Annotated in this window: 14 protein-coding genes and 1 pseudogene; 11 read left to right on the plus strand and 4 right to left on the minus strand. The window is 62.6% G+C overall.

Features of this window, described 5'->3' with window-relative positions; all coding sequences use genetic code 11:
- The first annotated feature begins 163 nt into the window (after window positions 1-163).
- The gene (locus RSPPHO_RS06840) at window positions 164-1,531 is read left to right on the plus strand and encodes an aspartate aminotransferase family protein (RefSeq protein WP_041794682.1); all 1,368 of its coding nucleotides are present in this window, start codon (window positions 164-166) and stop codon (window positions 1,529-1,531) included.
- Window positions 1,532-1,657: 126 nt separating this feature from the next.
- On the opposite strand, the gene RSPPHO_RS06845 is transcribed toward RSPPHO_RS06840, so the two are convergent.
- On the minus strand, window positions 1,658-1,933 hold the full coding sequence (locus tag RSPPHO_RS06845; RefSeq protein WP_041794683.1) for an acylphosphatase: 276 nt from the start codon (window positions 1,931-1,933) through the stop codon (window positions 1,658-1,660).
- A gap of 69 nt (window positions 1,934-2,002) precedes the next feature.
- On the opposite strand from RSPPHO_RS06845, the gene RSPPHO_RS06850 reads away from it, so the two are divergent.
- A complete protein-coding gene (locus tag RSPPHO_RS06850; protein WP_014414539.1) occupies window positions 2,003-2,551 on the plus strand; it encodes a septation protein A in 549 nt (182 codons plus the stop codon).
- On the opposite strand, the gene RSPPHO_RS19755 is transcribed toward RSPPHO_RS06850, so the two are convergent.
- The 3 genes from RSPPHO_RS19755 to RSPPHO_RS06860 form a co-directional block, all read right to left on the minus strand.
- Window positions 2,543-2,710: a hypothetical protein gene (locus RSPPHO_RS19755; protein ID WP_014414540.1), complete on the minus strand. Its 168-nt coding sequence runs from the start codon at window positions 2,708-2,710 to the stop codon at window positions 2,543-2,545. The two genes, RSPPHO_RS06850 and RSPPHO_RS19755, sit on opposite strands and share 9 nt — an antisense overlap.
- A complete protein-coding gene (locus RSPPHO_RS06855) occupies window positions 2,707-2,961 on the minus strand; it encodes a hypothetical protein (RefSeq protein ID WP_041794684.1) in 255 nt (84 codons plus the stop codon). The genes RSPPHO_RS19755 and RSPPHO_RS06855 overlap by 4 nt, the downstream gene beginning before the upstream one ends.
- 76 nt (window positions 2,962-3,037) lie before the next feature.
- Window positions 3,038-3,802: an ATP12 family chaperone protein gene (locus RSPPHO_RS06860; RefSeq protein WP_157879120.1), complete on the minus strand. Its 765-nt coding sequence runs from the start codon at window positions 3,800-3,802 to the stop codon at window positions 3,038-3,040.
- Between the two features lie 138 nt (window positions 3,803-3,940).
- Here RSPPHO_RS06860 and RSPPHO_RS06865 point away from each other — a divergent pair.
- The 9 genes and pseudogenes from RSPPHO_RS06865 to RSPPHO_RS06900 all read left to right on the plus strand — a co-directional run.
- Window positions 3,941-4,414: pseudogene (locus RSPPHO_RS06865) on the plus strand (tRNA (adenosine(37)-N6)-dimethylallyltransferase MiaA); the annotation flags it as partial.
- A gap of 163 nt (window positions 4,415-4,577) precedes the next feature.
- Entirely contained in the window at window positions 4,578-6,338 is a 1,761-nt protein-coding gene (locus RSPPHO_RS06870) for an acetolactate synthase 3 large subunit (protein ID WP_041794685.1), read from the plus strand.
- 97 nt (window positions 6,339-6,435) lie between these two features.
- Entirely contained in the window at window positions 6,436-6,963 is a 528-nt protein-coding gene (gene ilvN / locus RSPPHO_RS06875; protein ID WP_041794686.1) for an acetolactate synthase small subunit, read from the plus strand.
- A gap of 57 nt (window positions 6,964-7,020) precedes the next feature.
- Complete coding sequence (gene ilvC, locus RSPPHO_RS06880) at window positions 7,021-8,040, plus strand: ketol-acid reductoisomerase (RefSeq protein WP_041794687.1); 1,020 nt, start codon at window positions 7,021-7,023, stop codon at window positions 8,038-8,040.
- Between the two features lie 311 nt (window positions 8,041-8,351).
- A complete protein-coding gene (locus RSPPHO_RS06885; RefSeq protein ID WP_014414546.1) occupies window positions 8,352-9,392 on the plus strand; it encodes a rod shape-determining protein in 1,041 nt (346 codons plus the stop codon).
- 491 nt (window positions 9,393-9,883) lie between these two features.
- A complete protein-coding gene (locus RSPPHO_RS06890) occupies window positions 9,884-10,180 on the plus strand; it encodes a hypothetical protein (protein WP_014414547.1) in 297 nt (98 codons plus the stop codon).
- Between the two features lie 323 nt (window positions 10,181-10,503).
- Complete coding sequence (locus tag RSPPHO_RS17680; RefSeq protein ID WP_051013739.1) at window positions 10,504-11,184, plus strand: S24 family peptidase; 681 nt, start codon at window positions 10,504-10,506, stop codon at window positions 11,182-11,184.
- Window positions 11,185-11,203: 19 nt separating this feature from the next.
- Window positions 11,204-11,785 (plus strand): hypothetical protein, encoded by a 582-nt coding sequence (locus RSPPHO_RS19760; RefSeq protein WP_157879121.1) that lies wholly within the window; start codon window positions 11,204-11,206, stop codon window positions 11,783-11,785.
- A 51-nt stretch (window positions 11,786-11,836) separates the two neighbouring features.
- On the plus strand, window positions 11,837-12,805 hold the full coding sequence (locus RSPPHO_RS06900) for a restriction endonuclease (protein WP_197535630.1): 969 nt from the start codon (window positions 11,837-11,839) through the stop codon (window positions 12,803-12,805).
- Window positions 12,806-12,822 lie beyond the last annotated feature (17 nt).

Consider the following 12,822-nt stretch of genomic DNA (forward strand, 5'->3'; position numbering starts at 1 on the left):
GGCGAAGAACGCACGCCGCGACCGCACGGACTCATCGACCGCTGGAAAAGAGGGGGAAAGCTGGGGAAAGACCCCGCAGAACTGGAAGGGAGCGGCGGTCCGTGCCTTTTCGCCGCCATGCGGCCGCGCTAAAGTGCCCCAGCCCATAACCAAGGAGCTGTCCATGACCTCCAACACCCTGCGCGATGCCGATCTCTCGTATGTGTTGCATCCTTATACCAATCTCGTCGCCCACGAGACCAAAGGCCCCCTGATCGCCGTGCGCGGCGAGGGCGTGCGTGTCTTCGACGAGACGGGACGGGATTACATCGAGGGAATGGCCGGCCTGTGGTGCGCCTCGCTCGGCTTCAATGAGCCTCGCCTGGTTGAAGCGGCAACCCGTCAGATGAAAGAGTTGCCGTTCTTTCATATGTTCAGCCACAAGTCGCATGCGCCCGGGATCGAGCTGTCCCAGGCCCTGATCGAGCGGGCGCCGGTGCCTATGGCCCGCGTTTTCTTCGCGAACTCGGGGTCCGAGGCCAACGACACCGCGCTCAAGATGATTTGGTACTACAATAACGCCGTGGGGCGGCCGGAAAAGAAAAAGGTCATTGCCCGCCAGCGCGCGTATCACGGCGTGACCGTGGCCTCGGCCAGCCTGACCTGCCTGCCGGCCAATCATCGCGATTTTGACCTGCCCATCGCCCGCATTCTTCATACCGGCTCGCCCCAGTATTATCGCGAGGGGCTGCCCGGCGAGAGCGAGGACGAATTTGCCCGCCGTCGTGCCCGCGAGCTGGAAGAGCTGATTCTGGCCGAGGGCCCCGAGACGGTGGCCGCTTTCTTTGCCGAGCCGGTCATGGGCGCGGGCGGGGTGATCCTGCCGCCGGGCCGCTATTTTGAGTATATCCAAGAGGTGCTGCGTAAATACGACATCCTCTTTGTCGCCGATGAAGTGATTTGTGGCTTCGGTCGCACCGGCCAGTACTGGGGCAGCCAGACCTACGACCTCAAGCCCGACATTTTGACCTGTGCCAAGGCCTTGTCGAGCGCCTACCTGCCGATCTCGGCGGTGCTGGTCAACGAGAAGGTCTACCAAGCCTTGCGCACCAACTCGGGCAAGATTGGCACCTTCGGCCACGGCTACACCTACTCGGCCCACCCGGTGTCGGCCGCCGTCGCCCTGGAAACCCTGCGCCTGTATGACGAGCGCGACATTCTGAGCAACGTCGCGCGCAGTGGTGCCCGCCTCCAGGCTCGCCTGCGTGCCCTGGCCGACCACCCGCTGGTCGGCGATGCCCGGGGCATTGGTCTGATCGGCGCCTTGGAAATGGTCAAGGACAAGGCGAGCCACGCCTCGTTTGAGCCGACCCTGGCGGTGGGGCCGCGCATTGTCGAGCGCGCCCAGGAGCATGGGGTGATTCTGCGCGCCATGGCCGCCGATGCCATCGCCTTCAGCCCGCCCCTGATCATCTCCGAGGCCGAGGTTGATGACATGATGGACCGCTTCGAGCGCGCCTTGAACGACGTCGCCGCCGATATCTTGAAGTAAGGGCGAAGAAAAGGCTGGGGAGGCAGGCCTCCCCAGACCCCTCGTTCCTTGGGAGTTCCCGAGAACGAGGCATGATCCCAGGCAAAGTGGGGTCTGGGGAGGCCTGCCTCCCCAGCCTTGCTTTTTTTAGCGGGTCGGCATCTGGCTAAACCCGCTGCTTTCGGGCGGCGGCGCGCTTTCCTGGCTGACCGCGTCCACGCGGGCGGCCGGGGGGCCCTGGCGGCAGGCGGCCAGCATGGCGTCCACCTGGGCGTCGGGCCCGTGGAACAGCGCCTCGACCGAGCCATCGGTACGGTTTCGCACCCAGCCCGCTAGCCCCAAGCCGGTGGCCGTCTTGACCGTCCAGCCCCGGTACCATACCCCCTGAACGCGCCCTTGAATGCGCGCGCGCACCGTTTTCATGCTGTTTTCTCTCCCGTGATGGACCCGGGGGTCTCCCCAACCGGGCAAAAGTCCGTATAGTACGGCCCCATGAACCAGCTCGCCAAACTGGCCCTGGAAGCAGGGCCCTTGGTCGTGTTTTTTGTGGCCAACGCCACCACGACCCTCGTCACCGCCACCGCCGTCTTCGTCGCGGCGACGGTGGTCTCTCTTGTTCTCTCGTGGCTTGTCTTGCGTAAGGTCCCGGTGATGCCCCTGGTCGGCGGGGTTTTCGTCGTGATCTTCGGCGGCCTCACCGTCTTTCTGGGCGACGAACTGTTCATCAAAATCAAACCCACCGTGGTCAATCTGCTGTTTGCCACCCTCTTGGTGGCCGGCTTGGCCACAGGGCGCTTGTTTTTGAAGCTGGCGCTGGGCACAGCCTTTGCCCTCAGCGATGAAGGATGGCGCCGTCTGACTTGGCGCTGGGTCTTCTTTTTTGTCGTGCTCGCCGCTCTCAATGAGGTGGTGTGGCGGTCCTTCGATTCCGATACCTGGGTGGCGTTTAAAGTTTGGGGCATCATGCCGCTGACCCTGGTTTTCAGCCTGCTTCAGCTTCCCTTGATCAATCGCTACCAAACGACGGAGGAGTCAGTCTGACCCGCCGTTGAGAACGATGGCCCCCCGGCAGTCGTCGTCGCCCTGGCGGCACTGGGTAACAACGGGGTCGCGCATCAGGGTCAGTGCGGCGCAGGGGGTCGGGGCCAGCGTGCCTTCGATCTCGCGGGAGGCGCCCGGGGGGATCCGCTCGGCCGTCACGGCGGCGAGTTGGTCCTTGCCCGCCGCATCACGCCAGTATCCAAACGTGATCTCAAAGCGGTCGAGGCCCTGGTTCGGGGGGTGGTCAGGGTGACCCGGGCCACACAGGCGGGGCCGTCCGGGCTGGGGTGATCCTGGGGGGCTTGTGTCGTGACGCCGATGTTGGGGCCGCCCAGGCAGGCGCTTAGGACCAGGGCCGCCAGGGGGAAGCCTCCCGCCGCCGCGCGCCAGGGCGCCGACGTTCGGTTCATGATCTCTCTCCTTGGTCGTCGGGAAACGGGTCGGGAAAAAAAGAAGGCTGGGGAAGCGGGGGCCTCCCCAGACCCCTCAGATCGTTGGCCGCGCCAAGATCAAAAACCGGTGGGCGGCGCTCATGTCGGCGGCCAGGGCCTCGCGGCGGGCGCGGGCTTCGGCATCGTCGCCCCAGCGCTCGACCTGGAACAGGTCATCAAGATGGGCAAGCGTGAACGCCTCCTCAGCGCTCAACCGTCCGCCCCCCACCGCCAGGGCAAGACCCACCGATCCGCCGGCCGCCGCCAGGGCTTGGGTGGCGGTCAGGGCCCACAGGTCCAGGCCTTCCAGCACCGAGCGCAACCGGGCCAGAGTCGGCTCGGGCTGGGCAACGGGCATCAGGCCTCGCGTGACCACCAAGGAGAGACCGTGGGTGGTGGCCAGCCAGTCGAGCAAAGGAGACCAAGCCGCCTCCTGGCGCTCCACCAGGGTGGTCGGCTGGTCGGCGCGATAACACAAAAGATCGGTGCCCCCATAGCGCACCAAGGTGTCGAGGATCGCCGAGCGCTCGGGGGCCACCCGGTCCAGCGCGGTGTTGGCAAGCGCCGTCAACGGCATGGTGGCCGGATCGATGCTTTCGCCCTGAGCGGCCCACTCGGCGGCCAGTGCCTCGGCCAGCGCCAGGGTCGGTACCACCAGCCCGGCCCGGCCCGGTGTGCGCACCGCGCGTCCGTCCAGAAGGACCCCGGCCCCCTCGGGCCCCTCGGTCACACCGACGCTCTTGTAAAAACGCCGCCGCAAGGTCGCAGTCAGCGGCTTGTCCACTTCACGGGTGGGAATGGGCAGGGGTGGCTTAGTCATGCTCGCGTCTTTGTCCTGCGTCTGGGAGGGCGGGGGTGTTTTGCCTCGGTAACGCGGGGCTGCCGCCCCGGGCCCCGCTTGGGGCGATGCCCCAAACCCCTTTTTCTTTCTGTTCATGAGCCATCCCCCACCCCCCCGCGGCCATCCGATGCCCAGCGGTTGGCGCGGGCCTGGGAGGTGCTGATCGGAACGGGACGCTCGCTGGCCCAATGGTGGGCGGCGCCGGCCCAGCGCCCTGCCCTGCCCGGCCGGAGCTTTTTGATCCTGGTCGATCCGCCGCGCGATGCGGTGCGGGCGGCGTGTGACGCGCGCCTCGCGGCGATGGTCGAGGCCGGAGCCGTGGCCGAGGTGGCGGCCTTGGTGGCGCGGGATCTGAATCCAGCCTTGCCGGTCATGCGCGCGGTGGGCGTTCCCGACTTGGCGGCCCACGTGCGAGGCGCCCTGAGCCTGCCCGAGGCGGTGGCACAGGCTCAGGCGGCGACCCGACAATACGCAAAAAGACAGGCCACCTGGGCCAGACACCAGATGGTGGCGGACCTGCGGCTGGAGGGGCGGGGGGATACGCAAGATTTGGAAAGCATCATACCAGCCCTTGATAATTTTATTCGCTGATCCGTATTGACCCACCTCCCACGAACGACTAGTCTGCCGTCCCTTCCTCGTTGCGGGAGGAAGGAGCGTGCGTCGCGGCGACCCTGGGCCCTCCCCGGGGGCCCGTTGGGGTGTGGTATGGGAGTGGAGGCCCTCCTCCCGTTCTCTTGAACAGGTGAAGACAATGGTTGACCAGGAAAAGTCCGGAGCCGAAATCCTTCTGAAGGCACTGGCCGATCAGGGCGTAGACGTACTTTTCGGCTATCCGGGCGGCTCGGTTCTTCCGCTTTACGACGAATTGTTCAAGCAGAACCACATCCGGCACATCCTCGTCCGCCATGAACAAGCGGCGGTCCACGCCGCCGAGGGCTATGCCCGCTCGACGGGCAAAGTCGGCGTGGTCCTGGTGACCAGCGGCCCCGGCGCGACCAACGCGGTGACGGGACTGACCGATGCCATGATGGACTCGATCCCCCTGGTGTGCTTCACCGGGCAGGTGCCGACTCATCTGATTGGCAACGACGCTTTCCAGGAAGCGGACACCACCGGCATCACCCGCCAGTGCACCAAGCACAACTATCTCGTGAAGAAATCCGAGGATCTGGCCCGCGTCATCCACGAGGGGTTCCAGGTGGCGGCGACGGGACGTCCAGGCCCGGTGGTCATCGACCTGCCCAAGGACATCCTCCTGCGTCCGGCGCCGTACACGCCGCCCAGCCGGGTGCGCCACAAGAGCTACCGCCCGCAGATCAAGGGCGACATTCGCGCCATTGAACAGGCGGTGGACCTGATCGCCAACGCCAAGCAGCCCATTTTCTATTGCGGTGGCGGGGTGATCAACTCGGGCCCGCACGCCTGCCAGCTCCTGACCCAGTTGGCCCGGCTGACCGGCTATCCGGTGACCCTGACCTTGATGGGCCTGGGCGCCTTCCCGGCCTCGGACCCGCAGTTCCTGGGCATGTTGGGCATGCACGGGACCTACGAGGCCAATCTGGCGATGCACAATTGCGACGTCATGGTCGCCGTGGGCGCCCGTTTTGACGACCGCGTCACCGGCCGCCTAGATGCCTTTGCCCCCAACGCGACCAAGATCCAGATCGACATCGACCCCAGCTCGGTCAACAAGAACGTGCGGGTGGACCTGCCGATCATCGGCGACGTCGGCCACGTGCTTGAGGACATGATCAAGGTGTGGAAGGCGCGTCAGGCCCGGCCCGATCAGGCGGCCCTCGGCGCGTGGTGGAAGCGCATCGACGAATGGCGCGCGCGCGACTGCCTGCGCTACGAACCCTCCGACACGGTGATCAAGCCGCAGTACGCCATCCAGCGTCTGTATGACCTGACCCGCGAGCGCGATCCCCTGATCACCACCGAGGTGGGCCAGCATCAGATGTGGGCGGCGCAGTTCTTCAAGTTCGAAAAGCCGAACCGCTGGATGACCTCGGGCGGCCTGGGCACCATGGGCTATGGCCTGCCCGCGTCGATTGGCGTGCAGATCGCCCATCCCGAGTCCCTGGTGGTTGACATCTCGGGCGAGGCGTCGTTCATGATGAACATGCAGGAGATCGCTACGGCGGTGCAGTACCGCCTGCCGATCAAGGTGTTCATCCTCAACAACCATTATATGGGCATGGTGCGCCAGTGGCAGGAACTGCTGCATGGCGGCCGCTATTCCGAGAGCTACTCGGAAGCTTTGCCCGATATCGTGAAGCTGGCCGAGGCCTTTGGCGCGGCGGGCCTGCGGGTGAGCGATCCCGCAGCGTTGGACGACACCATTCGGCAGATGATGGCGATCGACGGCCCGGTGCTGGTGGATGTGCTTGTTGATCCGTCGGAGAACTGCTTCCCCATGATCCCGTCGGGGGCGCCGCATTACCAGATGCTGCTGGGGCCGGCCGACAAGGAGAGCCAGCCGATTTCGAAGGAGGGTGCCATCCTCGTTTGATCCGCAACGGCGGATGCCCCGATCGGGTGTCCGCCGACCTCGCGCCATACCTGCCGCGCGCCCCCGAGGGGGAGCGCCAAGAGGAGGGAATCGTCCCGTGCCGATCTTGTCCCAGGCGTCTGATCAGGATATCGCCTGCCATACCATTTCCGTTCTTGTTGATAACGAGGCTGGGGTCCTGGCCCGAGTCATCGGCCTGTTTTCGGGCCGGGGCTACAACATCGAAAGCCTGACGGTGGCCGAGGTGAACGCCCAGGAACACCTGTCGCGCATCACCTTGGTGACCAGCGGCACGCCCATGATCATCGAGCAAATCAAGGCGCAGTTGGGCCGCTTGGTGCCGGTGCACAAGGTCTCGGACCTGACGGTCGAGGGCCCGCATGTCTCGCGCGAGCTGGCGCTGGTCAAGGTGGCCGGCACCGGCGAAAAGCGGGTGGAATCGCTGCGGATTGCCGATATCTTCCGCGCCCGCGTGGTCGATAGCACGAACGAGTCGTTCGTGTTCGAGATTGTGGGCAAAACGGAAAAGATCAACGCCTTTATTGCGCTGATGGAGCCCCTGGGGCTTACGGACGTGACACGCACGGGGGTCGCCGCGATCGCCCGTGGGTGTGACCCCATCTGAGTTTTGCCCGCTTTGGGGCACCTGCCAGCAAGCCATCCTGAGGAAGGAACGATTATCATGCGCGTGTATTACGACCGGGACGCCGACGTGAACCTGATCAAGGGCCGCAAGGTGGCCGTGGTCGGCTACGGCTCCCAGGGTCATGCCCATGTTCTGAACCTGCGTGACTCGGGCGTCGCCGAGGTGTGCGTCGCGCTGCGCGCCGGCTCGTCCACCCGCGCCAAGGCCGAGCGCGAGGGCCTTAAGGTCATGACCCCGGCCGAGGCTGCCGCCTGGGCCGACGTGGTGATGATCCTCACCCCCGACGAGCTGCAAGCCGACCTGTACCGCGACGACCTCGTCGCCAACATGAAGGAAGGCGCGGCCCTGGCCTTTGCCCACGGCCTCAACATTCACTTCAACCTGATCGAGCCGCGCGCCGACCTCGACGTGTTCATGGTCGCCCCCAAGGGCCCCGGTCACACCGTGCGTGGCGAATACGTCAAGGGCGGCGGCGTGCCCTGCCTCGTGGCCGTGGCCCAAAATGCCAGCGGCAACGCCATGGAGATCGCCCTGTCCTACGCCTCGGCCATTGGCGGCGGGCGCTCGGGCATCATCGAGACCACCTTCAAGGAAGAGTGCGAAACCGACCTGTTCGGCGAGCAGGTGGTGCTGTGCGGCGGCCTGACCGAGCTGATCAAGGGCGGCTTCGAGACCCTGGTCAATGCCGGCTACGCCCCCGAGATGGCCTACTTCGAGTGCCTGCACGAAGTGAAGCTGATCGTGGACCTGATGTACGAGGGCGGCATGGCTAACATGCGCTACTCGATCTCCAACACCGCCGAGTACGGTGACTACCGCACCGGTCCGCGCATCATCACCGACGAAACCCGCGCCGAAATGAAGCGCGTGCTCGACGACATCCAGTCTGGACGCTTTGTGCGCGACTGGATGCTGGAGTGCAAGGCCGGGCAGCCGTCTTTCAAGGCCACCCGCCGGCGCAACGCCGAACACCCCATCGAGGAAGTCGGCGCCCGCCTGCGCGGCATGATGCCCTGGATCGCCGCCAACCGTCTGGTGGACAAGGAGCGCAACTGACCTGCCGTCTTGGTCGTTGACAAGTTAGGCCGATCGACGTTTCACTGTCGAGCCGCTGCCCGCCTCCCCTTGGGGGGGCGGGCCGTGGTCCTCTTGCGAAGCGCTTCCCTCGCCGACGCGTGACCCGAGCCCCCGTGCCTCCCGCTGGTCCTGATCGTCCGGGGCCCTCGGGGTCCGACTGTCGGCCTGTGGGGCGTGGATGTGTGGGGAGCGGGTTCGACAGGAACGACCCAGCGGCGGATGATCCACGCATTTCGGTGCGCGCGCCCCTTGCGTGCGGCCCTTGACTCACGAACGGCGAGCAAACAGCGATGTTTTCCAGAATGACCGGCCTGCTCTCTGCGGACATGGCCATCGACCTCGGCACGGCCAACACGCTGGTCTACGTGAAAGGCCGGGGCATCGTCCTGAACGAACCCTCCGTGGTCGCGATCGCCGACATCAAGGGCAAGAAGCAGGTTCTTGCCGTGGGCGACGAGGCCAAGCAGATGCTCGGCCGTACCCCGGGAAACATCCAGGCCATCCGCCCCTTACGCGACGGCGTGATTGCCGACTTTGAAGTGGCGGAGGAAATGATTAAGCATTTCATCCGCAAGGTGCACAATCGCCGCAGCTTCGCCAGCCCCATGGTGGTGATCTGCGTCCCCTCGGGCTCCACGGCGGTCGAACGGCGCGCCATCCAGGAGTCGGCCGAGGCGGCCGGCGCGCGGCGCGTGTTCCTGATCGAAGAGCCCATGGCCGCCGCCATTGGCGCCGGCCTGCCGGTGACCGAACCCACGGGCTCGATGGTCGTCGATATCGGTGGGGGCACCACCGAGGTGGCCGTGCTGTCGTTGGGCGGCATCGTCTATGCCCGCTCGGTGCGCGTCGGCGGCGACAAGATGGACGAGGCGATCATCGCCTACATCCGGCGCAATCATAACCTGCTGGTCGGCGAAGGTTCGGCCGAGCGGATCAAAAAGGAAATCGGCTGCGCCTGCCCCATGGAAGACGGGGCCAACCGCACCATCGAAATCAAGGGCCGCGACCTGATGAACGGCGTGCCTAAGGAACTGCTGATCAGCGAAGTCCAGATTGCCGAGAGCTTGGCCGAGCCGGTGGGCGCTATCATCGAGGCGGTGAAGGTCGCCTTGGAGCACACCGCCCCCGAACTGGCCGCCGACATCGTGGACAAGGGCATTGTGCTGACCGGCGGGGGCGCCTTGCTGACCAACCTCGACTACGTGTTGCGCGCCCACACGGGCCTGCCCGTCTCGATCGCCGATGATCAGCTCTCGTGCGTGGCGATGGGCACCGGCCGCGCTCTGGAAGAGATGAAGCGCCTGCGCAACGTGCTGACCAGCATGTACTAACCAAAAAAGGGAAGGCTGGGGAGGCGCGGCCTCCCMAACCCTCATTCTTTCGGAAGAGGGTTTGGGAGGCCGCGCCTCCCCAGCCTTCCCTTTCTGGGCGATCCTCAGGGGGATGGTCGGGGCGGTCGATGCCGCCTCCAGAATCGCCTGATAAGCCCGGAGGATTGGCGCCTCCCCGAGACCGGCGGCGACGTAAGCCGCATCCAGCTTCATCATCTGGTCGCAGTTGGGCTTGGTGTCGTGGTCTGGGTCTGTCCACCGGTAGACGTGCGTGACACTTTTGCCGACGACGGCCGCCGCCTTCTCACGCCCCAGACCCACCATCACCTTCATGATGGCATCCTCGATAGACAGTGGTTCGCGCGGTTTGGTCATTGTTTGCACCTATAGCGATTCACATGGACCCGTTTCCCCGAATCATCGGACGATCTCTTTGTCAGCAGTCACCCGGAACGTGCGGCGGCAACCGCACCCGGCGAGGAGATCGAGAGATGAAACCGGTTCGGATCATCGGCATGGCGTGGTTCCGTCGAGAAGATTGGCCCCGCGTTCGGGACATCATGGAGGACGCCGACGCCCTCCCGGCGACCTACGAAAAGTGGCTATACCGCGCCGAAAAGGGCGAGAAGCTCATGGGCAAGAGCGGGGTAGTCGTGAAGCGCGCTTACATCGACCCCGAGACCTTCCCCGATTGGTGTGCCGCCCACAGCCTGAACATCGACGCCCAGGGCCGCACACGGTTCGCCGCTGATTGGGTCCGGAAAGAAGAGAGGCTCGCCGAAGACTAGGGTGGTGAACATCGGGGGCTCCTTGAGTTAGGCGGCTTTGTCGGGGGAAGCGCGGTGGCGCTCCATGAAATCCCGAACTCGCTGTTCGTTTTCCGGCCACATCCGACCGCCGGAACGCAGACGCCGGACTAGCTTTCCGTCGTTTACCGCAGCGCGACCAAATGTCGTCTCCGCCATCCCAGTGGCGCGACAGAAGCATTCGATATCCGCCACAAGCTGTGAGAATTTCGCGTTCATAGAGGTATGATATGGGACATATCCCATCAGGTCAATGGGACGCTTCCTGCCTTCCGCCGCGTGATGCCGTGTGGGATCATTCCCACATGAGCACGATGCCGGAACGCCTTGGCGAGCTAATGAAGAAAAAAGGGCTAAAGCAGAAGGCCCTTGCCCTTAAAGCTGGTCTCAACGAAACCGCCATTAGAGACATACTTGTCGGAAAGTCGAAAAATCCGACAGCAAAGACGATATCCGCTATTGTTGCCGTGTTAGGGGAAGAGGCGTCCGAGATTTTCTTTGGAGGTCAACCCATGACCATTTCAAAAGAAAGTGCCTCGCAAAGCACAATCATAGAATGGTGTGGCAAGGACATCGCCGCCATTCCGCAATATGATGCAGATTTTTCGGCTGGGCATGGGTCAATCATCGGGCCAGATTCAGCCCCATTAGGGTTTCAGTTCATCGAATGCCAGTGGTTGAGCGCGGTAACCTCCGCATCTCCCGATGACTTAGCTGTTGTCAAAGTTGCCGGAGATTCTATGGAGCCGACACTATCTAATGGCGACTGGATATTGATTGACAGGACACAATCCCGGGTTCGTCGTGACGGTATTTATGCCCTGTCATTTGATGATGCGTGCTGGGTTAAGCGGCTTTCCGTTAACTTCAAAGACAAAAATATTCGCATTATCAGCGACAATCAATCGTATCCGATGATTGAAATTGAAGAGGAGCGCCTCACTGTTATTGGCCGTGTCGTCTGGATCGTTGGGCGGCGCGTCTAACCCATACACCCAAGATTGCATGACAGCACGCGAGGGAATTAAAGAAATGGAGCGTTCCTTCATAAGATTTTTTAGAACTTTAAGAATTGAAATAACGTCCTTTTTTGCGTTTGTTTCCTTGTTGACCCTTCCAGAAATTGTGTTCGGTCAAGAACCTAGGCTAGAAATATCAAGCATCAGCAACATACAGGCCGCAGAGAAGTCTATGCGAGAAGTATTCGATCGAGGAGATTGCGAAGCCGCCATCAAACAATCAACTGATCTATCAGAAAAAACGAAGGTAGTTATATCACTTGTTGACGCAGCTATGATTCCGCTTACCAACCAAAACTCAATAGACGTTGGCAACGTTAGTTTGAGCGCTAAACAGTACTTTTCAGCAAACAGAACCCTTTTGAGAAAATTAAAAAACACTACGGCTCTATCTTTAACAATAAAGGCCGAATGCCTCGCAAAGATCAACGAAAGAAATGGGGCTGCAAGAGCATACACAGAAGCAATATCCTACATAAGCCCATCGGAAACTGAGTTGTGGAAACGTGCGCGCGCTGGCATTTACAATATAATAGGGTTTTATGATGAGCCGCTTATTTCTGAGTAATATTTAGGATGAGGGTGTTTTTCTGCGTGCGGGATAGCTTGGGAGGAGCAAGTGACCGAAGAGGGAGGCCCACAAGAAGAAGGTATCGGCCGAGCACGCTCTTGGCTGGCAGGCCTTTTTGTGAGGTCCATATCCTCGCTACGGCCAAGCAGTAAGCAAGATATCGCCGACTGGCTTTATCACTCCAAAGAAATCCTTGAGGGCGACGGGAGCAAGGCCGAAAAGGCCAAAGAGCTATCCAGGTCTATAGACGGCAGGGAGTCCGCTTCGCTTTTTGTTCGAGGCATCGTTGAGGCAATCAAATCCTACAAGGACGCCCCCATACCGATGTCCCTCAAGGTTGCCATCCCAATAACTGCTGTTGCCACGCCGGTTTTCTGGGGTCAAGGCGTCGGGGTTGCGGCGTTTGGCGGGGCTGTTGGGCTCCCTGCCTTGCTGCTGGTGTTTCTTGGGTCGGCGGGGATCGGCGCTATCCTGGACGACATTTCCCGCACCCCCGCTGGCGCTGTGCCTCTGAGCGTGATGATCCTTGAGATCATCGCCCGGGGTGAAATTGCAAGGCGCACAACGGCAGCAATGAAGGAGGCTATGCGGGCCGAACCGATCCGGCCTCGCCGCGCAGCGATGCCGGTCGATGAGGCCGAGACCCGCAAGCGCCTCATGAAGATGGATCCCTACGCCTTCGAGGCTCACGTCGTAAGCTTTTTTGAAGCCGAAGGCGTGCGTGCGTGGGTCACGAAGAAGTCGAACGACATGGGCGTTGATGGCTTTGTTGACGGCCCGGACGGCCTGATCGTCATCCAATGCAAGCGGTACGCACTAGACAACTTGGTTGGCGCTCCGGAAGTCCAGCAGTTCAAGGGCGTAATTGAAGAGAATGAGGCACTTAAAGGATACATTGTCACCACGTCCTATTTTTCTACACCAGCCCAGGCTTCGGCAGCAAAATCCGATCGTGTGGTGTTGGTGGATGGGGACGAGTTGATCCGATGGCACCGCGAAGAGCGTGTGACTAGGTAACGACCGAGGCAGGAGGC

The sequence above is a fragment of the Pararhodospirillum photometricum DSM 122 genome, from assembly GCF_000284415.1.
In the GTDB taxonomy this organism is placed as follows: Bacteria; Pseudomonadota; Alphaproteobacteria; order Rhodospirillales; family Rhodospirillaceae; genus Pararhodospirillum; species Pararhodospirillum photometricum.